Raw genomic sequence first — 23,666 nt, forward strand, 5'->3', positions numbered from 1 at the left:
AAGAGACCAAAATAAATCCGCAGCCAAGTGGCCAGTAAAAGTGATGAGGCCTTTGGTATCGTCGATCAGATTTTGCGTGGCCATACCTGTACTCACCACGAAACTTCTTTTTGGCTTAACTACCGGCGCTGGAAATAAATTAGTGATCGGATCAAATTCATGCAACAGAGGTTGATAACGTTGATCAAGGCCTACCAAAGAAAACTGAGCCCCTACTTTTTGTTGAGCCTCTTCGATACCGATCAGAAAAGCAATGCCTGCACCATCCAGTGAAGCAACATTTGAGGCATCAAATGTCAGTATGGCTGTTTTGACGCTGGCATCTGAGAGCTGTGCTAACCAAGCATTTTGTGAATCACGAATTTGAGTCCACACGCCACCCAAGGTGTACACATTCACAATCCCATTGAGAGAAATTTTGGCATGCGTGGCATCGATTTGAGACCACACTGCCACTGGGACATTGGAATCAGTAGAAACCGAGGAAATAGCGTCAGAAATGCTCATAAACAGACTATAAGGTATCCACAAGAAATCCTTGTGAAATGCCTAAAAAATGAAAAGGGCCCAGTTTTGCAACTAGGCCCTATATAAGTTGGTGCGGCTGGCAGGAATTGAACCCACGACCCCTTGGTTCGTAGCCAAGTACTCTATCCAGCTGAGCTACAGCCGCAACAGCCATAATTATGCCATGGAAGAGAAGAACTACATCACCCCCGCTGGTCACGAGCGGATCAAAACTGAGCTCCTACAGCTCTTAAACCTTGATCGGCCCGAGGTTGTGAAGGTTGTCCACTGGGCGGCCAGCAATGGTGATCGGTCCGAAAATGGGGACTACATCTACGGGAAAAAGCGCCTTCGGGAGATTGATCGACGTATCCGCTTCCTCAATAAACGCCTCGAATTCGCTGTGGTGGTGGACAATTCCGCCCGAAAATCCGGTGCAGCCGATGCTCAGCAGATCTTTTTTGGTGCCACTGTGACCTACTCACCCCTTGAGGGCAAAGAGGCAGGGAAACAGACCTCCATCACGATTGTGGGTGTAGACGAGGTTGATTTAGACAAAGGACATGTCAGCTGGGTATCCCCGATAGCCAAAGCACTCATTAAGGCCAGGCTGGGTGATTGTGTATTCATTCAGACCCCAACCGGCCCTGCTGAAATTGAAATACTAGATGTTCAATATCTGTAAAGCGTCAGGATTACAGAGTCCGTGTACGGGTTACACGCATAACGTCAGGATTGGTTCTTAGGCTGCGCATCACTTTAGATAAATGCAGTCGGTCATAGACCTGGATAGTAAATCGAATCGTTACCGAATCTTCTTTAAAGCGATCTTCCATCGATACATTCATGATGTTGGAGTCTGCTGAGGTGACGCTGCTAGCCACCCGCGCCAAAACACCTTTGCCCTGACGTGTATCAATCGCCAAATCCACCTCAAACTCCCGATTGAGGTCTTTGCCCCACTCTACCTCTACCCACTTATCACTATCTTTGGAAAGCATCCGCAGAGCGACTGTACAGTCGTTAGTATGGACCTGCAGACCTTCGCCTTTACCGAGGTAGCCAATAATGTTATCCCCCGGAATCGGGTGACAGCATGATTGAAAGCTAATCGAGTTGCCCTCGCGCCCATCCACCAGAATCGCCTGACGTTGGTGCTGCGACGCTTCTTGGCTGGGGGCAACCCAATCTCCTGCGCCAAGACGCATTTGCTCTGAACCACCTTCATCATCAATCAGGATCTTGAGACGAATAGCCAACTCTTGGGGGGAGCGACGTCCCAAGGCAATATTGACGCAAGCCTCTTCACGGGTTTTGTCACCTGTCCAGTGCGTGAGCTTTTCCCAAATCCCCGGAGTAAGCAACGCAGCATCCACTCCCTGTTGGCGCAAACCATTGGCCAATAGACGCTCACCCAACTGAAGAGATTCGGAATAATGCTTTGTTTTCAGCGAATGGCGAATAGAGGCACGTGCTTTACCGGTGCGGACAAATGCAAGCCAACCCGGATTCGGTTGAGAATTCGCTGAGTTAATCACCTCAATGATGTCGCCATTTTTCAACTCGCTGCGCAATGGCAGTTGTAAGCCATTAATTTTGACTGCAACGCAGGTATTTCCTAAGTCACTGTGGATGGAATAGGCAAAATCTAAGGCTGTAGCCCCTCTGGGCAAGGCTCTAATTTGCCCTTTAGGAGTAAACACGTAGACCGCATCTGGGAACAAATCAATCTTCACGTGCTCTAAAAATTCTTGCGAGTCGCCGCTACTATCTTGAATGTCAATCAGTGACTGCAACCACTGATGCGCACGATTTTGCACCTCGCTCATATCGGGCGAGCCATCCTTATAGGCCCAGTGCGCTGCAACACCAGCTTCGGCAACAGCATGCATATCCGTTGTACGAATCTGAAACTCTACAGGCACGCCCGAAGGGCCTAATAAGGTTGTATGAAGTGATTGATAACCATTGAGCTTGGGGATCGCAATGTAGTCCTTAAACTTGCCTGGCATAGGCTTATATAAGGAATGTAAAATCCCCAATGCCCGATAACATTCATCAATACTGCCAACCGTGACGCGGAAGGCATAGACATCTAAGACCTGAGAAAAGCTGACATGCTTTGAGCGCATCTTGTTGTAGATGCTGTAAAGCGTTTTTTCACGGCCACGTAAATCTACATTCAAATTGGCTTTTGCAAATGCCATACGCGAGGCTTGCAAAATCTTTTCAACCATCTCTTTACGATTGCCACGCGCCCGTTTTACCGCTCCCTCAATAACCCGAAAACGCATGGGCATGGAATAGCGGAAGCTCAGATCTTGTAAATCGCGATAAATCACGTTGAGACCTAGGCGGTGGGCAATCGGCGCATAGATTTCAATCGTCTCAGCAGCTACCCTACGACGCTTAGCCATCGGCACGGCATCGAGCGTACGCATATTGTGCGTACGGTCGGCTAGTTTGACCAAAATGACGCGTACATCGCGCGCCATCGCCATAAACATCTTCCGAAAGCTTTCTGCTTGGGCTTCAGCGTGGCTTTGAAACTCTAATTTATCGAGCTTGGTTAAGCCCTCTACCAACTCAGCTACTTTGCTACCAAACTTTTCAACTAAATCAGCCTTAGTGCAGCCAGTATCTTCAATCACATCATGGAGCAAAGCAGCCATGATCGAGGGTCCATCCAAACGCCAGGTAGCACAGAGCTCAGCAACAGCAACAGGATGGGTGATGTAGGGTTCGCCGCTATGGCGATATTGACCTAAGTGGGCTGCATCAGCAAACTGAAAGGCTTTCTTAATTTGCGCAATATCGTCAGGCTTGAGATAACTCAACTTGGCCAGCAAGCTATCAATCGAAACGACTTGATGCTTAAGCGGTAAAGCTGGTGCTGATGTGGGGCCGAATAAATGGCGGCTCGACTGAGCCAACAATGAAGCAATAACGGAGGATTTCCCGCTGGGCTTTTGTGAAGATGAAGCGTTTGGGGTGCCCAATAAATCAGATTGCGCCACCCCTAAGGAGAGCTCATTGGGCGAGGCCCCTCCTACTGATTCCGATGTCTTGGTAGATCCTAATGGGAGCCCCACACCGGAACTCCTAGATTAAAGAGGTACTTTGGTCAACATATCACGGTCAGTTACACCAGCGGCTACTTCGCGCAAAGCAACCACCGTAGCTTTATCTCTGGACTCAACACGTGGGGAGTGACCTTGAACCAATTGACGTGCGCGATAAGTCGCAGCCAAAACCAGTTCAAAACGATTTGGGATAGTTTTAAGGCAATCTTCTACAGTAATACGGGCCATGCTGAACTCACTTAAATTTAGCTTCAATACCTATAGGATAACTGATTAGACCCCAAGGCGCCGTAAAAGCGCGGGATTTCGGGCCATACTGGGCCCAGAACGCAGGCGGCTAGAGGCCAAAATATGCTTGAGGTCCACTAGAGCCTGATCAAAGGAATCATTTACGACGATGTAATCGGCCTCATGCGCATGGGTGAGCTCGATATGGGCCGCAGCCAGTCGGCGCTGAATCGTTGACTCATCATCTTGACCGCGTTTACGCAAACGCTCTTCTAAAGCTGCGATTGAGGGCGGAAAAATAAAAATCCACTGTACCGATGGAATGAGTTTGCGAATCTGTTGCGCGCCCTGCCAATCGATCTCGAGCATCACGTCGCTACCAGCTTGCATCTGGGATTCAATCCAAGGTTTTGAGGTGCCATAAAAATGGCCATGCACTTCTGCCCATTCTAAGAAGTGACCTTGATCTCGCTCAGCAATAAATTCGTCCTTGCTAGCAAAACGATAGTCCTTGCCATCTACCTCTCCCGGGCGTGGTGCGCGCGTCGTTGTTGACAACGAAAGCTTTAAACCTGCATCCTCTTTTAACAGTGCATTGACCAAAGAAGATTTCCCCGCACCAGAAGGCGCCACGATCATCAGCATGCTGCCTTGATAGGATGGAGTCTGGATGGTGTTGGTCATAAATGAATTGTACGGATTACTCGAGGTTTTGCACCTGTTCACGCATTTGCTCAATCAGGAGTTTGAGTTCAAGCGCTGCTTGGGTACATTCTTCAGAGACGGACTTGGAACTTAAGGTATTGGCCTCACGATTAAGCTCTTGCATTAAGAAATCTAAACGCTTACCTACGGGACCTTTTCCGGCCAAGGCAGTATCAACGGCCTGTAGATGGGTTTTCAGACGCGCAAACTCTTCAGCTACATCAATCCGCACGGCATACAAAACCACCTCTTGACGAATCCGCTCCATGAGCTCTGCGCCTGACTTCGCTTGCTCTTGGGCAGCCAAGGCTTCGGCTAAACGCTCAGTCAGCTTTTCTTGGTACTGGGTGACATATTCAGGCACTTTGGGCTCAATCACCCCAACAATCTCGCGCATCTTCCCGGTAATCGTTGTGAGCACCCCAACTAAGGCCTTACCTTCAGCATGACGGCTATCCATTAAGGCAGCTAGTGCAGCTCGACCCGCTTCTACCGTTGCCGCAATCCAACCCTCTTCTTCACCGCGCGGTTCTGATACCACTCCAGGCCAGCGCAAGACTTCGGCAATACTGAGCTCTTGGGCTTTTGGAAACGCTTCCTGGGCTTTTTCTTGCAGGGTATAGAGCGCATCTAGGCGGTCTTTGTTCAGAGCGCCCAATGCATGCGGATTACTTTTAGCAGCCCCGGCAGCAGCACTATTAACCCTCCAGGCAGCCCGAAACTCAACTTTTCCCCGGGAAAGGCTTTGAGCCACCATTTCACGCAAGGCAGGCTCTGCCCCACGGCACTCGTCGGGAAGACGAAAACCTAAATCCAGAAAGCGGCTGTTCACAGCCCGACATTCCACCTGCAGATCCGCAACCACCCCAGCCCCCAGGGAGACTTGGCGAGAAGCGCTGCCATAACCAGTCATGCTCGATATCATATGGACATTGTAGATTCTTTATAGATGCATGGACCAAATGCAGCCCAACCTTTAGGACGAAGACTGATGAGTAACGCTAACCCTGCCGCAATGACCCGCCCAAGCGGACGTAAGCCAAAAGATTTACGCCCCGTCACGATTTCACGGGCCTTTACCAAGCACGCAGAAGGTTCTGTGCTGATCGCGTTTGGAGATACTAAGGTGCTCTGTACGGCCAGCATCCTCGATAAGGTTCCTCCGCATAAACGGGGTTCTGGTGAAGGCTGGGTTACGGCAGAGTACGGCATGCTCCCCCGCTCTACCCATACCCGTAGCGATCGTGAAGCGGCCCGCGGCAAACAGTCAGGTCGCACCCAAGAAATTCAGCGCCTCATCGGTCGCGCAATGCGGAGTGTCTTTAATTTAGAAATACTCGGTGAGCGCACCATTCATTTGGATTGTGATGTGTTGCAAGCGGATGGAGGTACACGCACCGCCTCTATTACGGGTGCCTATGTTGCTGCACGAGATGCCGTCAATCAATTACTTCAAAGTGGCGCCCTGACTCAGGATCCAATCATCGATAGTGTCGCCGCTATTTCAGTAGGCATTTACCAAGGCGTCCCCGTACTGGATTTGGATTACCCAGAAGATTCTGCCTGTGATACCGACATGAATGTTGTGATGACTGGCAAAGGTGGCATGATCGAAGTACAGGGCACTGCTGAAGGTGCTGCCTTTTCGCGCAATGAGCTCAATGCACTCTTGGATTTAGCCGAGCAAGGTATCGCTGAGCTCACCCAGCTGCAAATTGATGCCTTGAAATAAGCCAGAGAGTTCATCGCGTAATGCAAAAACTGGTCCTCGCTTCGAATAATGCTGGCAAAGTAAAAGAATTTCAGGCTCTGCTTGCTCCACTGCATTTCCAAGTGATTCCCCAAGGAGAGTTGGGAATTCCGTCAGCTGAAGAACCACATCACACTTTCGTAGAAAACGCACTGGCTAAAGCTCGCCATGCCAGTGCCGCCAGCGGCCTACCAACCCTGGCTGATGACTCAGGCATCTGCGCTCATGCCCTAGGTGGCAAACCAGGTGTTTTATCTGCGCGCTTTGCCGGCGAGCCCGCCAACGATCGTGCCAATAATCAAAAACTGATTGCCGATTTATCTGGTAAATCCGATCGGGGCGCGCATTATGTCTGCGCATTAGTACTTGTTAATAGCGTTGATGATCCAGAGCCCTTGATTGTGCAGACCCGCTGGTACGGTCAGTTTATTGATGAGGCTAAAGGTGAACATGGGTTTGGGTATGACCCCCATTTTCTCTTGCCTGAACTAGGTCTTACCGCAGCCCAGCTAGAGCCAGCCCAGAAGAACATCCTCAGCCATCGCGGTCAAGCCCTGCGCGAACTCCTTACGCAGTTACAGTTACGTGCTTAACACCAAACATATAGCTCTGACTGCATTGCCTCCTTTGGCTTTGTATATCCACTTTCCCTGGTGCGAAAAGAAATGCCCTTACTGTGATTTCAACTCGCATCAAATTAAAGCGGGTGTTGTCAATGGCAATCCATCCGGCTTTGATGAGCAGCGTTATATCGCTGCACTCATTGCCGATCTCGAAACCGAATTACCGCATATTTGGGGTCGACAAGTTCATAGTATTTTTATTGGTGGTGGCACGCCTAGCTTGCTCTCACCCGCAGGCATGGACGCACTGTTGTCTGCCGTTCGAGCGCGAGTCAATCTCGAGCCTAATGCGGAGATCACTATGGAGGCTAATCCTGGCTCTGTGGAAGCAAAAAAATTTGCAGCGTTTGCTCAATGTGGCATTAACCGTGTCTCATTAGGCATCCAGAGTTTTCAAGATGAGCAACTCAAAGCGCTAGGTCGCATTCACAACGGCGCTCAAGCTAAAGAGGCGGTCAAGATCGCGATGAATCACTTCCAGTCAGTGAACTTGGATTTGATGTACGGCCTTCCCAATCAAAGTTTAGAGGCAGCTAAAGCGGATGTACAAACAGCACTGTCTTTTAATACTCCGCATCTATCTTTTTACAATCTCACACTAGAACCCAATACCTATTTTGCTAGCTTCCCACCCAAATTGCCCAGTGAGGATGAGATAGATGCCATCTTTGAACAAAACCTGGACCTCATTACTAAAGCGGGCTACCAACGCTACGAAGTTTCTGCGTATGCTAAAAAAGATCAAGAGTGCAAACATAATCTCAACTACTGGCGTTTCGGTGACTACATTGGGATTGGAGCGGGAGCACACGGAAAAATTTCCTTCCCCAACAAAATCACACGCCAAGTGCGAGAGCGCCATCCTGAGACCTATATGGAGTCAATGGAGAAAAAGGGAAATGCCCTCATTGAGATGCGTGAGATTGAGGCTCAAGACCTCCCTTTTGAATTTATGCTCAATGCCCTACGCCTGAGCGACGGCGTTGACACGAGCACTTTCAGCGAGCGCACCGGCTTACCCTTAAGCGTTATTAGCAAAGGCTTAAGTGAAGCGACTCAAAAAGGCCTATTGGATGAGAATCCCAGTAAGCTTAAGGCTAGCGCTCAGGGTTTACGCTATCTGAATAACCTCCAAGAGATCTTTCTCGGTTAAAGTAAGTCATTCATAAAAAATATATTTCCGTTACGGAGACAAAACATGATGTATGACGATGCACGCCGCAAGCTCATTGCGCGCCTATTGATCGGTGTTGCTTGCACTATCAGCACCCTCTCACTTTCACAAACTGCTGTTGCACAGGCCAAAAATTGGCCAGATAAGCCCGTTAAATTATTCGTAGGCTTTCCCCCTGGTGGCGGCTCTGATGCCATCGCCAGAATTATTGCGATTAATCTCTCGCAAATGTGGGGTCAACAGGTCGTGATTGATAACCGAGGTGGTGCAGCAGGCACCATTGCAGCTGATCTCGTGGCTAAGTCCGCACCTGATGGTTATACGCTCGGCCTAGCGCACGTCAATGCACTCTCTATCATTCCGGCGCTGGGTCAAAAAATGTCTTACAACGCCAGTACGGATTTCACACCCATTGTTTTGCTTGGCATCACACCAAATATTTTGATTGCGAACGTGGATGCCCCCGCTAAGAATGTCAAAGACTTGGTTGCCTATATGAAGCAAAACCCAGGCAAGGTGAGCTTTGGCTCTGCGGGTAATGGCAGCACCCAGCATTTAGCTTACGAGCTATTCATGCACATGGCTGGTACGCAAGCTCTGCATATTCCCTACAAAGGCAGCGGCCCTGTCTTAGTGGATCTCATCGCTGGTCACATTACCTATGCTTTTGAAACCATGAGCGCAGCAACTCCCCATATTCAAAGTGGCAAAGTGATTCCGTTGGCACAAACCCGCACCAAACGTTCTGCCGCCTACCCTAACCTACCCACCATGGAGCAACTTGGCTATGTTGGGTTTGAAGCAACCGCCTGGTATGGTTTGATGGGTCCCGCAAAACTCGATCCCAAAATTGTCGACAAAATCAATGCTGACGTAAATACGATTTTGCGCAAACCCGAGATCCAAGCCAAATTAGCTGAAGTGGGCGCCGAAGATGGCGGCGGATCCCCGGCTGCGTTTAGCAAGTTCATTGTGAAAGATCGTAATCAGTGGGCTAAGTTGGTGAAAGATGCCAAATTACAAGTAGATCTGAATTAATGATCTTCATCTCAGCGTAGTCTCTCTTGCGAGCATTCATTAAAAAAGGACTTCTTCAAGTCCTTTTTTATTTCTTCTATGCAGCAGATTGATGAATGGATTATTCACCCCCTGTAATGGCCATTTCTTGAGCGGCAAACGGATCATTGGGCTTTGCATTTGCCGGCTTAACTGATGCTGCCTTGGGTTTTGTGCCTGGGATTAACTCGAAGTCTGGCTTAAAAACGGTTAAAGCACTCTTCAGTTGATCGAATGCTTTACGATCGCCATCAAACTTCGCCTTGCCCTCAGCCTGCAGCTGCTCAAAAGTGGTTTGACCGCCCATCACACGCTCAAGATCGCTGCGGTTCATAGTAATGGTTAAGTTTGGATCTTTGGCCTGCTGACCTTTAATATTGGTCAGCGCTGAATTACTCATTTCTACAATGAATTTTTCACCATTATCAGGAGTAACTAAATTAATAGTGAATTTCATATCGGCTGCTTTTTTGCTATCTAAGCTAATACCCAATGAATTAAGCCACAACTCAGTAGTCATCCCCTTAATCATGTCTGGACCATTGGATTTGGGTGATGCACCCGTTGGCATGCCATGACGTAATTCGTAGGCGGCGCCCAAGAAGCTGTTACGCATGCTGGGACTTTCTTTTTGATAGCCGATTTGCTCAAAGATGTCAGCCAACAAATCCTTGGCAGCCGTATTGTCAGGCTGTGCATATACCAACTTATTCACAATTTCCATTGCTTCGCGGTACTTGCCTTGCTGATAAAGCTGTCTGCCCTTGGCCAAGATCTTGGCAGAGCCTCCCATCATTTCCACATACAGTGGCGCAGAATCTCGTGGTGATAGTGGTGCCAAAGTGGCTGGGTTAGCATCCCAGTAACCTAGATAGCGATTAATAACGGCACGGCTATTGTGCTCCTCTGAGCCGTGGTAACTATGAGCGGCCCATTGTTTTTTTAGGCTCTCGGGTTGCTTGTAGACGTTCTGAATCTCATTAATGGTCACGCCATTATTTGCCAAATGCAAGACCTCGTTATGCAAGTGCGCATAACTATCTCGCTGAGTACGCATGACCTCCTGAATTCGTGCATTGCCCCAGCGTGGCCAGCTATGAGAGGCAAACATCACTTCGCTCTCGGTACCATAACGATATAGGGCATTGTTAATATTTTTAGACCAAGCCAATGAATCCCGCACTAATGCGCCACGCAAGGTGTAGATGTTATGGATCGTGCCAGTGATATTTTCTGCGGCCCAAAACGCTTTAAATTGCGGGAAATACGTATTCATTTCTGCTGGTGCTTCTGTACCCGGCGTATTTTGAAACTCCATCTCCACACCATCGACTGTCATGGTCTCATAAGGCTGAGTGATGTAAACGTTGGGCTCAATCAAGCCGAGATTGCCCGCAGCAGTATTTTTACCAATCGACTGGTCTACGTGACCAAAAGGACTGCGTGGCAGTAAGACTCCATACTGAAAGAACATACGACGGGTCATTGCATTGCCCGCATACACATTCTCTGCTACCGCATGATCCATAAAGCCTGCCGGCGCGATGATCTTGACTTTGCCACTTTTAACATCTGCCTCATCCACTACACCCCTAACTCCACCAAAGTGATCGCCATGAGAATGTGAGTAAACCACCGCCACAACTGGACGCTTACCAAGCTTCTCGTTCACCAACTCTAGCGCCGCTCTAGCGGTTTCTTTAGCAGTGAGTGGATCAAATACGATCCATCCAGTATTGGTTTTGATAAAGCTAATATTGGCTAAGTCAAAGCCCCGAACCTGATAAATTTTTCCAGGGACTACTTCATACAAGCCATAACCCATATTGAGGATAGCTTGGCGCTGTAATGATGGATGTACGCTATCAAAGGTCTTGCCTTGTAGCAAGAAGTCATAGCTGCCCATATCCCAGGCCACATTACCAGCATCGGCCATGATGGATTTATAAGCCGGCGCTGCGATAAAACCACGCTTAGATTCTTCAAAATCACGCTGATCTTCAAACGGCAACGTCTTGCGCAAGCCATTTTGCAGCTCAACGGTATAAGTGGACGGCGCTTTTCCTTTAGGATCAAAGTGCTTGCCTTCCATGGCGCCTGGATCTGCAACTACACCCCCACCCCCAGCAGCGATACTGACACCGCTAGCAACACAGGAAATAACAAAGGCAATGTGACGAATAGTCAATTTCATGGGAAGGTTCCTAGAGAAGAAAATGCGATGAATGAGTCAACCCATCCATAGATTCAATGATAGGACAGCAAGATGGCAAGGCAATTAGCCATACGGCTAATAAAGGAATACTAGCGAATACTAGCTTAAGCCTCAATCGACTCAACAGGTAATTGAAAGATGAACTTCGCACCGCCGCCTACAGCCTCCTCAAACCAAATGGAGCCCCCATGTCGTAAAACGATGTGATTGCAAAGCCATAAACCCAAGCCCATGCCTGATGTCTTGGTGCTGCTGAGCAACTCAAATAAATGGGCCCTGGCTTCAGCCGGTATTCCGTAACCGTTATCCGCTACCGATATCTGAATACCGTCATTTACATATGCACCCTCAATCGTCAGCCGCTTATCCGCTTGAGCACAGCTTGCCAAGGCTTGGATGGCATTGTTTACTAAATTCAATATGACTTGTTGTATCTCACCAGCATTGGCATGAATCTGCAAATTAGGATCAAGACGTAAGGCAATTTGAATATTCTTGGAATGAACTTCAGGCGTGACAATATCTAAAACAATTTGCACAAGGTTGGCAACGTTAATTTTCGTTGATTTGACTTCTGACTCCGAAAAGATAGAGCGCAACGAACGAATAATATTCGCAGCACGTTGATTGTCGGCAAGCAATGTATCTAAAATTTCTTTTTGCATACCTGGATTTAACTCACCATCAGCCAGTTTCTTTTGTAAGAATTGAATATTAAGACTTGAAGCCCCCAGCGGCTGATTGAGTTCATGGGCAATGGATGCAGATAAAGCACCCGTACTGGCTGTCTTATTGGCTTTGAGCAGAGATCCAATCAAAGTTTCGCGCTCCAACAACAAGGCCTTAATCTCTTGGTTCTCTAAACGGGATTTTGCATTGGCAAGGGCAATCCGCTCGGCCCAGTAACCGCCAATCGCAATGTAAGACAGGGTGTTCATCACCAGCTGGGTAATGGTAAATAAAATCAGAATTTGCGGAATTTGCTCTACCTGGCGGATGGTGAATGAAGACACCACAACAATAGCAAGGCGTCCTAATGCGAAAAATAGTTCCGCTGAGCTTGCATATTGGAGATAGGAGAGTTGGCTTGATGGCTCCTGCATTCTTTTTTTGCGAATCTCGAATATCTGCCATACATAAAATGTACTGGCCAGTATCGTCATAAAAGCAGTTCTGATCTCAAAAGTAGCAACATTGCGCAGCCACTCAAAAATGATCAAAAAAACAAGAATTGAAATAGCAAAACCAATCTTGAATACGCGAGGAATGGGGCGATTGAGGGAAAAACAAAATAAGGCCTGTAATACCGCCGCCGTATAAAACAAGGCATTGGCAATGGTGAAATTAAATTGCGGGGTTGCAATATCGTCAATCGTCAAAATACCACCCCCGAATACGATCAAACCAGCCAGACTGATCAGCAGCGAACCCATCCAATAAGGGCTTGGTTTTACGACATTCTGAGAACGGTAATAGTGATAAATACCGAAAAATAAGCCCATCTGAATAATGGCCAAAATGAAGAAATAGAGGGCAAGTAAGAGCTTCATAGCCCTATCGTACATCGGCAGACCTCTTGGCTGAAATGCTCGCCTTACAATGGGGCTTAACCTTTTAATAAGCACTATGCGTCCAGCTGCCCTTGCCTCACTGCTCACTTGCTCCGCTGTACTAGCGGCCCTCGCTGGCTGCTCTGCTTTGGAGCGTAAATCATCTGTTCCCCCACAAGCCTTAAGCAAGGCTCAAATTGCAGGTCTACCTAGTGTGCGCTATTTAATCTCGACCCAGTCTGGAGTCGATGCCTTGGTGAACGATGTCATTCAAGTGGAAGCGGCCCGTGGCAAGAATGCCTTTGCTGGGGATGCCAACTACTTAGCGCTTTCTGGTGGTGGCGATGATGGTGCTTTTGGTGCAGGCCTATTGGTAGGCTGGACTCAACAAGGAACAAGACCGCAATTCACATTAGTCACTGGTATTAGTACCGGCGCACTCATTGCTCCCTTTGCCTATCTTGGCAAAGACTACGATCCTATTCTGAAAAATGTCTATACCAACATCCAACCTAAAGATGTCTATGTTGAGCGCGGTATTTTGTCAGGCATATTTAGTGATGGCCTCGCTGACTCAACACCGCTGTATCAACTGATCTCCAAATATATTGATGCTGACTTCTTGAAGAAGGTAGCCTATGAATACAACACCAACGGGCGTTGGCTCTTAATTGGCACTACCAATATTGACGCTGGGCAGCCTGTGATCTGGAATATGGGCCGAATAGCCACCATCGGCACTCCTCAAGCTCTGGAACTCTTTAGACGGGTAATGCTGGCCTCAGCCTCGATTCCCGGCGCTTTCTCGCCAGTGATGTTTGATTTCTTACTCGATGGTCAAGCGTTTCAAGAAATGCATGTGGATGGTGGTGCTAGCACTCAGGTATTTTTATATCCAGCAGCTGCAGCATCCAAAGCAAACGACTTAGGCGTCAAGCGTCGCACTCAACGTCAGGTATATATTATTCGCAACTCCCGACTGGATCCTCGCTGGAATGAAACTGAGCGTCGCACACTCAGCGTTGCCGGAAGAGCAATCTCTCAGCTCATTCAGACCCAAGGCATTGGCGATCTCTATCGGATCTACAACACTGCACAAGCAGATCATGTAGGCTTTAACTTAGCCTATATTGGATCAGACTTTAATGAGCCACACAAAGAAGAATTTGATCAGCAATATATGAAGGCCCTCTTTCAGTATGGCTATGAGCATGCGATTCATGGCTACCCCTGGAGCAAATACCCACCAGGCTTTAAAGGGGCATTTGATACCGATGGTGCCAAAATGAGAATTCAGAAAACTGGCCCACAAAAACAATAGCGCCGCTTAGAGCCCCATTCGCTAAACAATAAAAGACCCCAGCATACGACTGGGGTTTGTACTTTTTTGCACGACAAAAAGTTTCATTACTTCAAATGATCGTTGTTGCGCACCTTAATAAAGCTTAGGCAAATGACGAACAACATGGTCATCAGAGAAACTAGGCCTAAGCTTTCATAAAGCGCTTTTAAGGGCCACACTTGTCCGCTAGCATCAGTAATAGTTCCGTCTGTTGCTAGTGCTGCAGCGGTAATGGGTCCTAGAAAAATACCACCATAGATTGCAATCGGAAAATACCATCCAGCTTTAGTTTGATCCGCAGCTAAGGCGGTATCTCGTTTTGTGCGCACTAAATAAATCGCCCAAAGCTGGAAGATCGTATAGACACACAGAAACCATCCTAAAAAGTTAGAAAATGGGACGCCGAAATAACTGCCGCCATCCCGCCAGATCCATTCATGCTTAAAGGTTGAGGATGCGGGATCAATAGTCATATCCCACATCACCATAATAAAAGCAGCAATTACCGGAATGGTAACAATTGAGCGCGAGTCAATTTGTCGATCAAACTGATCTAACAGGATATGGGCCAATACCCAGGAAAGATAGCAAACGCCAAAATAGGACGGCATGATCATCCAAGGCACAGTGCCTAGCTTGGGACCAAGTTCTGCCGTATAGACGTAGTGTCCAAATGGAAAGCCTGTTGCAATACTGAGTGACTCATAAGACCAACTCACCACACAGGCGATCACGAACATCGTGATAATTTGACGCCAGCCAAGCAGACGAGAGCCGTGCATAAAAGCAAAGATCAAGCGCGCTATCGTCGCAATGATGCTGAGGGTGCCTGAAATAGCAACTGCCGATGGTAATGCGCAAGTAATAGAAAGAATCGCATAAAGGGCTACTAGCAACCAGAGCAATCTTTCATGATTTTTATTCAGCACACTACCTCCAAGAAATTGACTTCAACCCGACTTCCACTGCACCAGTATCGATAAGCAGGATTCTATAGGAATGGGTTTGATTTAGAGGCTGAAAAAGCAAAAACCACCCGAAGGTGGTTTAAAGAGTCTTGGCGGAAGAGGTGCTCTAACTAGCTAATAAATTGGTAACTTCTTTGGTAGCTACTAAGGGATTCAGGCTATAAGCCCGGCTCCTCATAGCGCCTAGGCGGACAGTACCTCCGTAATGACCGCTAACGACCCAAAGCAGACTTTGGCGAACATAACCTATGCACTTATTGCGTTCAATCTTTTGCCAGCCTAAACCCTAAATGAGACATTGGGCTAAATGGATCAGCACCCCGGCGTGCGCTAGGACGATAGGATTGGCAGTAATCTTCGTTACATAAAAATGATCCGCCACGAATGACTCGCTTTGGAGCGTTGGTTGGAACGCCATAATCATCAGGATCATACGAATTACTAGGTCCGAGAGGATTATTGACAACGCTTTTTCCATACTCCTTAGCTTGCATTGCAAAATAATCAGCGCGATACCAATCGGCCACCCATTGCCAAGCATTACCAGTCATATCATACAAACCATATCCATTTTGAGGATATGTTCCAACGGAGCTGGTGCCTACTGCGCCGCCAGCTTTAGGGCTTATGACTGGGCTTACTACCGGGAATGCCTGCTTCTTTACGTCCCAAATATTAGCCAGCAACTTTCCTTCTTGCTCTAGTTGATCACCCCAGACATAGGTTGCTTGGTTTAAACCACCGCGCGCAGCAAACTCCCATTCCGCTTCTGTAGGCAATCGTTTACCTGCCCACTTGGCATATGCCAAAGCATCCACGTAACTCACTTGAACTACCGGATGATTTCCTTTGCCATCAATATTGCTTTTTGGTCCGCTTGGATGCCGCCAATTTGCGCCAGGCACGTAGGCCCACCACTGTGAGTAATCATTAAGATTTACCTTTGCTTTCGTGCCAACAAAAACCATAGCTCCAGGCACAAATACTGAAGCAGGCGGCTTGGGTGTTCCTGGTGGAAGTTGTACACGAATAGTTTCCCAATCGGGAACTTGTTCTGCAGTGGTTTTGTAATTGGTTTCTTTTACAAACTGTGTGAATTGATCATTAGTGACATGAGTAGTGTCCATCCAAAATCCAGACACCTTCACTTTATGTGTAGGCTTCTCATTGGCTTGCGCTTTTTTATGATCACTACCCATCAAAAATTCACCGCCAGGAATCCAGGCCATTCCTTTAGGACCGTTAATTCCATCACCAAGACGAATCTCTGGAATAGCTTGCTGAGGCTTTGAAAAGAAATTGCTCCAAGCTAATAAGGCGCCTAAAACTAAAGTGGCAAGAACTGCAATCAATAGCACGCGACTCTGTATATTCTTCATCTTGCTACTTTCCTAGTGGAATGCTGATGGTGGCAATAGTTGCATACCCCTCCACTCGATTTTGTGCCCAAAATTCTTTATAGGCTCGTAAATTGATATAAGCCTGATTTTTGCCAAGATTAAATAGGTATCCAATTTGTGGGCCGACCGCTGCTATGCGAGATTTGAAAGCGCCGACCCTATCTCCACTTCCTGAGTCAGCCGTGAGCTGGTAATAGCCGTATCCTGCAATACCCACTTGCCAGTTTTGCGACACAAATTGCGATACAGACCAGTCTAGATGGGAATCAATGCCATTCTGGTAATTGGTTTGAGTATTCATCCAGTTATAAGTAGCGCCCAGCACTCCAGAAAATTCTAGCCCTGTAGTGTTATTAAGGTAGGTATAGCCACCACCGGCGTCCATTGCAGCGTGGCCAATGCCAATAGCTGCAAGACTCGTTGGACTATACGTACCCACTGGAATATCGCCAGTCACATATGTCTTGAAATTATTATTTCCTTGATTCCAAGTCAAACTAGCTAATGGATAAATATCGGTACTTCCATTGCTAGTGTTGGAGCGATTCAATTGGGTGCTTGGGTTAATAACGCTTACTGAAGCAGTAGTGGTATTAGCACCTGGACCCCAACCTACCCCAAGGTAGGGCTGTCCACCCAGAATCTTTTCTTCCGCCACATATCCCAATTGCATTAAAACCAAAGATTCTCTTGCGCTCAAACCAGCATTAATACTTGTGCCATGTTGAAAGCTTTTTGATTTATCAGCATTACCGCTATACACATATGGCATTGCTACTAGAGACCATCCGGTTGCCATGGGGACCGCTGCCATGCTGGCATATTGGCCAGACATCCAAAAGGGAACGCCGCCTTCATCAGCCAATACTGATTGTGACGAAAAGAAGCTAAATGAAATCAAAAGAAGTTTGGAGAAAATTCCTAGACTTCCTTTGTAAATCCGGCTATGCACTCAACCTTCCCTCTTAACGCTGATTAAAGTTGGTTAAGTTAGCAGGTGGCGGGTTAGGAAACTTCTTAACCGAGGCAAGATACTCTTGGATTGCTTTGAATGCGTTAACTGAAATTGATTCGTAATTTACTAACTGTAAATCTTCATGCGGATCCATTTCGATGTTGTAAACCTTTGGGTAATACATTGGAACTGAATTAGCGGCTATCCCGCCAAGCATTTGCTGACCAGTGCCCGTACGATTCATATCCCTAAAATACATTCTCCACTGCTTCCAGCGAACTGCTACTAAATCCGCGCCAATAAATGACATTAAATGTTCGCGATCACCTGTTTTACTCTTGCCAGTAAGCATGCCCAATTGATTCACTCCATCAATGGCTCGATCTGTTGGTAGCTTAGCGCCTAAGATGGCGGCAAAGGTAGGCATAAAGTCCATGATCGAAAACATGGCATATGAAGAGGTATTTGGAGCGATATGACCAGGCCAACGAATAAAGCAAAAAGTTCGGACAGCACCTTCCGTAGCCTCGCCTAGATCCCCTCGAAACGGGCCGTTCGATCCCATGTCAGGAGCACCAAGACCCAATCGATCATAGGTCATCATGTACTGTCCAGTACTACCATTGTCTGAGGCAAAAACCAAAATAGTATTGTCCTCAATATTCATTTCTTTGAGGGCATCCATGATTTGGCCAACGTGATAATCCCCCTCCATCAATTTGTCACCGTACTGACCAATGCGGGACTTTCCTGCAAATTGTTTAGAGGAAAGATTGGGTGAATGACCCATTGAGAATGGCAGATAAAGAAAGAATGGTTTGCCAGCTGCATTCTCCTGCTTCATGAATGCAATTGATTTTTCAGTCAATTCATTATCAATCTCTGCTCTGACCTCCATCGTAAATGGCTTCACACGCTGAAGCGGTCCATTTCCCTTTTGCTGAGTAATCCAAGGTCCCTTTTCATATAAAACTTTATCGGGAACATTTGGATAGGAATGTGTTTGTATAGCTTGCGCAACGTAGGTGGCAGAATCCCAAGAGACATCAGGCGGTAAACCGTAATACTGATCAAATCCGTGAGCACCAGGCAAACTCTGAGGTGATGCACCTAAATGCCATTTTCCAAAAATTGCGGTTGCATAACCCGCATCTTTAAACAATTTACCCATTGTGTAGGCTTTGCCTGGCAAAGTACTAGGAGTACCGGCCTCTGCAACAAGTGACAAACCATTTCGAATGGAATATTGCCCGGTCATTAATGCAGCCCGAGATGGTGTACATGCTGGCTCTACCAAATACTGGGTGAGCTTCAGTCCACTCTTGGCTAATTCATCAGTGCGTGGTGTAGGAGCACCTCGCAATTCACCGCCACCGTAAGGTCCCATATCTCCATAACCTACGTTATCAGCAAGAATAAAAACAACGTTCGGTTTCTTTTGAGCAGGAGCAGTTTGTGCAAATACGGTTGGTGCTGCCACTGAAATAGACACGAACCCTATCAGTAATCTTTGTAAAAACATTTCAATCCCTAAGATGTAGTTAGAACAAACGCTTATTTATTTGCATATCCTTTAAAGTCTTCGCCGACCTTAATATTTGGATATTTCTTCACACTCTGCTCGTAACCCTCTATCCATTTAAAGCTTGGGGCATAAACCCAACCCAAAGTCAGATCCGTATACATCAGATTGTTATCTTCATGCGGATCACTACTCAAGTCGTAAATCATCGGAATCTGGGCCTTCACATAAGGCTGCTGAATAGAAACTGGAGATTGCGCGTACCGGAAGATCGTCTTATAAATCTTCCATTTAATCGACATCAACTCACCATCGATACCAAAGAATGGATATAAATCACGACCAGTCGTTTTACTTTTACCCAGCATGAACTTCGAAGCATCAACACCATCAATGGGTCTATCTTTAGGAACCAAATTAGATGAGCCAACCATGCCCGCAATAGTTGGCATCCAGTCAACTGCTGCAAACATCTCTTCGGTAACCACACCTGAAGGTACGTGGCCAGGCCAACGAACCATTGCAGGTACACGCATACTTCCCTCAAATGGGGTGTTGAAGAAGTCGCCACGCCATGGTCCATTTGTGGCTCCACCAATCTGAGGGCTCGCACCACCTCCAGCGTTATCGCTACTGAAGATAAAGATCGTATTGTCTTCAACGCCAGCATCCTTAACGGCTTGCATTACCTGACCAACTCGATAATCCATCTCAGCAACGAGGTCTGCAAAGAGTCCGCCACGTTGCGTAGACTTGCCAGCAAAGTTTGGATTAGCAATTGGTGGCTCATGCATCTCCGAATAACCAACATATACAAAGAATGGCTTATCTTCGGCAGCATTTTTCTTAATATAGTTAACCGTCTTGGGGATAATGTACTTCTCATCAATAACTGGACGAAGCTTCAGATCAAGTGGCATAACTGCTTTGGATTTCTGCCCCTTTTTGCCTTCCCAAACCATGGGCACAGGAACGCCGCTCTCTTTGAACAAAGGCCACTGTGTGTAACCCGCCTCATCCCATGTATTAGGAATGCCCCACCACTCATCAAAACCTTGGTCATTAGGCATGCGGCCCTGGGTATCGCCAAGATGCCATTTGCCATACAAAGCAGTTGCATACCCAGAGTCAGATAATAGCTTGGCAATGGTGTATTCCCATGGTGCCATACCAGCCTTACCTTGACCAGGCCACGGCACGGTATATGTCCCTGATCGAACTGGATGACGACCGGTCATGATTGCTGAGCGTGATGGTGTGCACTGCACTTCAACGTTGTAGTTATTAAAACGAATGCCTTGGCTAGCTAACTTATCAATGTTTGGCGTTGCTACTGTTCCACCATACACACCAAAAGAACCCCACCCCGTGTTATCAACCAGGAAGTAAACGATGTTTGGTTTTTTCTGCTTCGGTTCAGCACTTTGCGAAAAAGCTGGCGACGTAAGAATTGAAGCTGCCAATAATCCGAACAGCAATCTTTTTAAGAACATCTCAGTCTCCGCTTTTTCTATTGTTTTAACCAGCCCAGCAATGGATGACCGCTTAGCTCAAGGAAAATAATACTTTAATCAATAACCATTATGAATAAAGCCACCCCGTAGGATGGCTTTGGTAACGATTTTGGTAACAAGGGTGTTGTATTGCCACAAAGCCTTGTAATACCTATTGACTTGGCGGAAGAGGTGAGATTCGAACTCACGGAGGACTTTCATCCTCGCCAGTTTTCAAGACTGGTGCATTCAACCGCTCTGCCACTCTTCCTTTTGTTTGAATCGAATCAGATTCAAGCCATAGATTATAAAGAACTTTTGATTTGATGCTCTAAATAAGCAGCAATAGCAAGGCTAGAGGTGAGCCCAGGGGACTCAAAGCCATATAGGTTGTAGAGCCCGTGGAGACCATGCTCTGAAGGTCCATTGAAGCAAAAGTCACCAGCAGCTGCGTTAGAGGGAACAATTTTGGCCCGGACACCAGAGTAATCGGGCTGTAAAGCACCCTCTTTTAACCCTGGCCAATAGCGCCTCACTGCCTCATAAAAACCCTCCCCACGCTTTGGATTGACGCTGTAATCAATCTGCTCCTCAGCTTCAATATCAAGCCATTCCACATCTGGCCCAAACTTGGCTTGACCACCCATATCCAAGGTGAGATGCACACCCAAGCCTCCGGGTTCTGGAATGGGATAAATCAAATGGGAAAACGGGGACTTACCAGCCAAGGAAAAATAATTGCCTTTTGCAAAGTAGGCTTTCGGAATCTCTGCGGCGTGCAGCCCTTCTATTTTTTGTGCCACTGCAGGCGCACTCAAGCCAGCACAATTGATGAGCAGTTTTGTTTGCAACTGCATGCCATCGGGCCCACCAATCTCTAGAGTAAAACCGCCTTCCCCATTTGGACCAATCGGCGTTGCTTTCAGTAGCGGGGATTGATAGGCAATCATGCCGCCTGCATCCTCAAAACCGCCCAGGAGCGAGAGCATATAGCCATGGCTATCGATAATGCCAGTGCTCGACGACAAGATGGCTGCTACACATTGCAGATTGGGTTCAAGTGCTTTGGCCCCATCCCCAGAAATCATCTTAATGTCCGGCACACCATTGTTTTGGGCTTTGTAGAGAATGGCTTGCAAATCATCCATCTGGGATGGATCAGCAGCCACAATCAACTTACCGTAGGCTTGGGTTCCAACCTGATGACTGCGGCAATACTCATAAAGCAGGCGATTACCCTCCACACAAAGTTTGGCTTTGAGAGAATCTTTAGGATAGTAAATACCAGCATGAACGACTTCGCTATTCCGAGCGCTACTGATAGTGCCAAAGGCATTTTCTCGCTCGAGCAAGATCGTCTCTCGACCCTGAAGGGCCATTTCGCGGGCAACAGCCAAGCCAATGACGCCGGCTCCCACTACGACACAATCTACCTGCTCCATTAAGACGTCCCCACTTTATTGGTATTTATTCTTCTGAATATACCGAAATCCTAACATTTTCAGTGTTTTAGGGGATTTTTGGCCCCTTATTGATAAAATCTAGAAATGTCTTTTAAGCCAGAGTCCAAAACTCCGAATAGTGCCCAAGCTGCCCAAGGGGAAACGCCCAATGGGGCTCATACAGCGGTCGACGTCGTATTAGATACGGCGTACCAAGGAATCAACCCTTCTCAGTGGTCTGACTTATTTGCTCAGGCTCGCAAATCCCAGTTATCGCAATTTATTGCCGATCTATTTGCAGGCAAGCATATTAATCAGAGTGAAGATCGCCCCGCTTTGCACTCGGCGCTGCGCAACCTCTCAAGGTCCCCCGTCATTTTGGATGGCGTTGATGTCATGCCAGCAGTTAGTGAAGTATGGCATCGAATTGAGGCGCTCTGCAATCAATGGGTTGGCGTCACTGATGTCATTCACATCGGTATTGGTGGTTCTGACTTTGGTCCACGTCTGGCCATTGAAGCTTTAGCCCATGTTCCCGGCATTGAAAGTCGCGGCATGCGCATGCATTTTTTAGCCAACATCGATACCGCTGAATTAGCACGCATTTTAGATCGTGCCTTACCGCATAGCACTCGCGTCATTATTGTTTCTAAGTCTTTCACAACCCTTGAAACCACCATGAATGCGAAGGCTGTGGTGGCTTGGTTAAAGGCTAGCGGCTGCACTAAGAGTCAAATTAATAAAGCTCTATATGCGGTTACGGCTAATGTGCCTGCTGCCCAGGAATTCGGTGTACAGGAAGATCACATTTACCCCTTCTGGGATTGGGTCGGTGGTCGCTACTCCGTTTGGTCTGCCGTAGGTCTTCCGATTGCGCTGCAATACGGCTTTAAGACCTTTGAAGAATTCTTGGCTGGTGCGCATGCAATGGATTTGCATTTTAAAAATGCGCCTCTTGAAGAGAATCTACCCGTCATCATGGCTCTCGCCTTGTTGCACCAACAAGAAAAGCATGGCATCAAAGCCTATGCAGCCATTCCCTATGCCGATGCGCTAGATTGGTTTCCGAAATGGTTGCAGCAATTGGATATGGAAAGTAATGGCAAGAGTGTTGGTAAAGATGGCAAACCCGTCAAATATTCTTCCCCAGTAGTCTTTGGCAGCGCTGGCAGCAATGCGCAGCACTCCTACTTCCAGTTATTTCATCAAGGCACTGAGATTATTCCGATTGACTTCATCGCTGTGCGCAAGCCGATGAGCGATCGTCCCGAGGCGGTAGCACACCATCGCATTTTGCTGTCCAATTGCCTTGCCCAGGCACAGGCTTTAGCTCACGGCAAGTCTGATGAAAATCCGAATAATGTCTACCCAGGCAATCGCCCTAGCAGCCTATTACTTTTGCCAGAACTCAATGCTTTTTATTTGGGTGCTTTGCTCGCCCTTTATGAGAATCGAGCTGCTTCGCTTGGCGCGCTCTGGAATATCAACAGCTTTGATCAACCCGGCGTGGAGTATGGCAAGGTATTGGCCAAACCAATAGAAAAAGCCCTGGCTTCTGGCTCTGACCATGTACAAGCAAATGATGGCATTGATGCTATTACCGCTGCTCGCATTAACTTCTTAAATTCTTAAGCGCATCGCGCTCCCCCTCTC

At 47.4% G+C, this 23,666-nt stretch carries 20 protein-coding genes and 2 tRNA genes; 7 read left to right on the forward strand and 15 right to left on the reverse strand.

Annotated elements, in window-relative coordinates:
- The coding region (locus tag ICN24_RS10390) for a lipid asymmetry maintenance protein MlaB (protein ID WP_255532630.1) at nt 1–507 on the reverse strand (507 nt) is incomplete at its 3' end.
- An 89-nt stretch (nt 508–596) separates the two neighbouring features.
- Nucleotides 597–673: transfer RNA gene (locus ICN24_RS08780), tRNA-Arg, on the reverse strand.
- Between the two features lie 18 nt (nt 674–691).
- On the opposite strand from ICN24_RS08780, the gene greB reads away from it, so the two are divergent.
- Nucleotides 692–1,192, forward strand: a complete 501-nt coding sequence (gene greB / locus ICN24_RS08785) for a transcription elongation factor GreB (RefSeq protein WP_216223028.1) — start codon at nt 692–694, stop codon at nt 1,190–1,192.
- 10 nt (nt 1,193–1,202) lie between these two features.
- Here greB and ICN24_RS08790 read toward each other — a convergent pair whose 3' ends face one another.
- From ICN24_RS08790 to ICN24_RS08805, 4 genes are read right to left on the reverse strand one after another with little or no spacing between them, the layout of a single operon-like run.
- Nucleotides 1,203–3,599, reverse strand: a complete 2,397-nt coding sequence (locus ICN24_RS08790; RefSeq protein WP_216223029.1) for a RelA/SpoT family protein — start codon at nt 3,597–3,599, stop codon at nt 1,203–1,205.
- Nucleotides 3,600–3,614: 15 nt separating this feature from the next.
- Entirely contained in the window at nt 3,615–3,818 is a 204-nt protein-coding gene (gene rpoZ / locus ICN24_RS08795; protein ID WP_011902918.1) for a DNA-directed RNA polymerase subunit omega, read from the reverse strand.
- Nucleotides 3,819–3,863: 45 nt separating this feature from the next.
- Nucleotides 3,864–4,502: a guanylate kinase gene (gene gmk, locus ICN24_RS08800; RefSeq protein ID WP_216223031.1), complete on the reverse strand. Its 639-nt coding sequence runs from the start codon at nt 4,500–4,502 to the stop codon at nt 3,864–3,866.
- A 16-nt stretch (nt 4,503–4,518) separates the two neighbouring features.
- Entirely contained in the window at nt 4,519–5,448 is a 930-nt protein-coding gene (locus ICN24_RS08805; protein WP_216223032.1) for a YicC/YloC family endoribonuclease, read from the reverse strand.
- 66 nt (nt 5,449–5,514) lie between these two features.
- Between ICN24_RS08805 and rph the strand changes: the two genes are divergently transcribed.
- The 4 genes from rph to ICN24_RS08825 are packed head-to-tail and all read left to right on the forward strand — an operon-like array spanning nt 5,515 to nt 9,108.
- On the forward strand, nt 5,515–6,255 hold the full coding sequence (rph, locus tag ICN24_RS08810; RefSeq protein ID WP_304609772.1) for a ribonuclease PH: 741 nt from the start codon (nt 5,515–5,517) through the stop codon (nt 6,253–6,255).
- Between the two features lie 20 nt (nt 6,256–6,275).
- Entirely contained in the window at nt 6,276–6,866 is a 591-nt protein-coding gene (rdgB, locus tag ICN24_RS08815; RefSeq protein ID WP_216223036.1) for an RdgB/HAM1 family non-canonical purine NTP pyrophosphatase, read from the forward strand.
- On the forward strand, nt 6,859–8,049 hold the full coding sequence (hemW, locus tag ICN24_RS08820) for a radical SAM family heme chaperone HemW (RefSeq protein WP_216223038.1): 1,191 nt from the start codon (nt 6,859–6,861) through the stop codon (nt 8,047–8,049). The genes rdgB and hemW overlap by 8 nt, the downstream gene beginning before the upstream one ends.
- Nucleotides 8,050–8,094: 45 nt before the next feature.
- A complete protein-coding gene (locus ICN24_RS08825) occupies nt 8,095–9,108 on the forward strand; it encodes a tripartite tricarboxylate transporter substrate binding protein (protein ID WP_255532631.1) in 1,014 nt (337 codons plus the stop codon).
- A gap of 100 nt (nt 9,109–9,208) precedes the next feature.
- Here the strand turns inward: ICN24_RS08825 and ICN24_RS08830 are convergent, their stop codons facing one another.
- On the reverse strand, nt 9,209–11,320 hold the full coding sequence (locus ICN24_RS08830) for an alkyl/aryl-sulfatase (protein ID WP_216223039.1): 2,112 nt from the start codon (nt 11,318–11,320) through the stop codon (nt 9,209–9,211).
- A 125-nt stretch (nt 11,321–11,445) separates the two neighbouring features.
- The gene (locus tag ICN24_RS08835) at nt 11,446–12,891 is read right to left on the reverse strand and encodes a sensor histidine kinase (RefSeq protein WP_216223041.1); all 1,446 of its coding nucleotides are present in this window, start codon (nt 12,889–12,891) and stop codon (nt 11,446–11,448) included.
- A gap of 76 nt (nt 12,892–12,967) precedes the next feature.
- Here ICN24_RS08835 and ICN24_RS08840 point away from each other — a divergent pair, with 76 nt between their 5' ends.
- Nucleotides 12,968–14,212 carry a patatin-like phospholipase family protein gene (locus ICN24_RS08840; RefSeq protein ID WP_216223043.1) on the forward strand — a complete coding sequence of 415 codons (1,245 nt, stop codon included), beginning with the start codon at nt 12,968–12,970 and terminating at the stop codon, nt 14,210–14,212.
- A gap of 86 nt (nt 14,213–14,298) precedes the next feature.
- On the opposite strand, the gene ICN24_RS08845 is transcribed toward ICN24_RS08840, so the two are convergent.
- The 7 genes from ICN24_RS08845 to ICN24_RS08875 form a co-directional block, all read right to left on the reverse strand.
- The gene (locus ICN24_RS08845; protein WP_216223044.1) at nt 14,299–15,162 is read right to left on the reverse strand and encodes a carotenoid biosynthesis protein; all 864 of its coding nucleotides are present in this window, start codon (nt 15,160–15,162) and stop codon (nt 14,299–14,301) included.
- 302 nt (nt 15,163–15,464) lie between these two features.
- A complete protein-coding gene (locus ICN24_RS08850) occupies nt 15,465–16,580 on the reverse strand; it encodes a formylglycine-generating enzyme family protein (protein WP_216223045.1) in 1,116 nt (371 codons plus the stop codon).
- Between the two features lie 4 nt (nt 16,581–16,584).
- A complete protein-coding gene (locus tag ICN24_RS08855; RefSeq protein WP_216223046.1) occupies nt 16,585–17,466 on the reverse strand; it encodes a transporter in 882 nt (293 codons plus the stop codon).
- A gap of 100 nt (nt 17,467–17,566) precedes the next feature.
- A complete protein-coding gene (locus ICN24_RS08860) occupies nt 17,567–19,048 on the reverse strand; it encodes an arylsulfatase (protein ID WP_216223048.1) in 1,482 nt (493 codons plus the stop codon).
- Nucleotides 19,049–19,110: 62 nt separating this feature from the next.
- Complete coding sequence (locus tag ICN24_RS08865; RefSeq protein ID WP_216223050.1) at nt 19,111–20,571, reverse strand: arylsulfatase; 1,461 nt, start codon at nt 20,569–20,571, stop codon at nt 19,111–19,113.
- Nucleotides 20,572–20,752: 181 nt separating this feature from the next.
- Nucleotides 20,753–20,842, reverse strand: a tRNA-Ser gene (locus ICN24_RS08870).
- A 34-nt stretch (nt 20,843–20,876) separates the two neighbouring features.
- On the reverse strand, nt 20,877–22,013 hold the full coding sequence (locus ICN24_RS08875) for an NAD(P)/FAD-dependent oxidoreductase (RefSeq protein ID WP_216223052.1): 1,137 nt from the start codon (nt 22,011–22,013) through the stop codon (nt 20,877–20,879).
- A gap of 105 nt (nt 22,014–22,118) precedes the next feature.
- On the opposite strand from ICN24_RS08875, the gene pgi reads away from it, so the two are divergent.
- Nucleotides 22,119–23,645 (forward strand): glucose-6-phosphate isomerase, encoded by a 1,527-nt coding sequence (gene pgi / locus ICN24_RS08880; RefSeq protein WP_216223054.1) that lies wholly within the window; start codon nt 22,119–22,121, stop codon nt 23,643–23,645.
- Nucleotides 23,646–23,666 lie beyond the last annotated feature (21 nt).

Source organism: Polynucleobacter sp. UK-Kesae-W10, assembly GCF_018881575.1.
Lineage (GTDB): Bacteria > Pseudomonadota > Gammaproteobacteria > Burkholderiales > Burkholderiaceae > Polynucleobacter.

Bases quoted from the DNA above. Each gene is read 5' to 3' on its own strand.
- greB (WP_216223028.1), top strand. From the start codon at position 692: ATGGAAGAGAAGAACTACATCACCCCCGCTGGTCACGAGCGGATCAAA.
- rpoZ (WP_011902918.1), bottom strand. From the start codon at position 3,818: ATGGCCCGTATTACTGTAGAAGATTGCCTTAAAACTATCCCAAATCGT.
- gmk (WP_216223031.1), bottom strand. From the start codon at position 4,502: ATGACCAACACCATCCAGACTCCATCCTATCAAGGCAGCATGCTGATG.
- ICN24_RS08805 (WP_216223032.1), bottom strand. From the start codon at position 5,448: ATGATATCGAGCATGACTGGTTATGGCAGCGCTTCTCGCCAAGTCTCC.
- rph (WP_304609772.1), top strand. From the start codon at position 5,515: ATGAGTAACGCTAACCCTGCCGCAATGACCCGCCCAAGCGGACGTAAG.
- rdgB (WP_216223036.1), top strand. From the start codon at position 6,276: ATGCAAAAACTGGTCCTCGCTTCGAATAATGCTGGCAAAGTAAAAGAA.
- ICN24_RS08825 (WP_255532631.1), top strand. From the start codon at position 8,095: ATGATGTATGACGATGCACGCCGCAAGCTCATTGCGCGCCTATTGATC.
- ICN24_RS08830 (WP_216223039.1), bottom strand. From the start codon at position 11,320: ATGAAATTGACTATTCGTCACATTGCCTTTGTTATTTCCTGTGTTGCT.
- ICN24_RS08835 (WP_216223041.1), bottom strand. From the start codon at position 12,891: ATGAAGCTCTTACTTGCCCTCTATTTCTTCATTTTGGCCATTATTCAG.
- ICN24_RS08840 (WP_216223043.1), top strand. From the start codon at position 12,968: ATGCGTCCAGCTGCCCTTGCCTCACTGCTCACTTGCTCCGCTGTACTA.
- ICN24_RS08850 (WP_216223045.1), bottom strand. From the start codon at position 16,580: ATGAAGAATATACAGAGTCGCGTGCTATTGATTGCAGTTCTTGCCACT.
- ICN24_RS08865 (WP_216223050.1), bottom strand. From the start codon at position 20,571: ATGTTCTTAAAAAGATTGCTGTTCGGATTATTGGCAGCTTCAATTCTT.
- ICN24_RS08875 (WP_216223052.1), bottom strand. From the start codon at position 22,013: ATGGAGCAGGTAGATTGTGTCGTAGTGGGAGCCGGCGTCATTGGCTTG.
- pgi (WP_216223054.1), top strand. From the start codon at position 22,119: ATGTCTTTTAAGCCAGAGTCCAAAACTCCGAATAGTGCCCAAGCTGCC.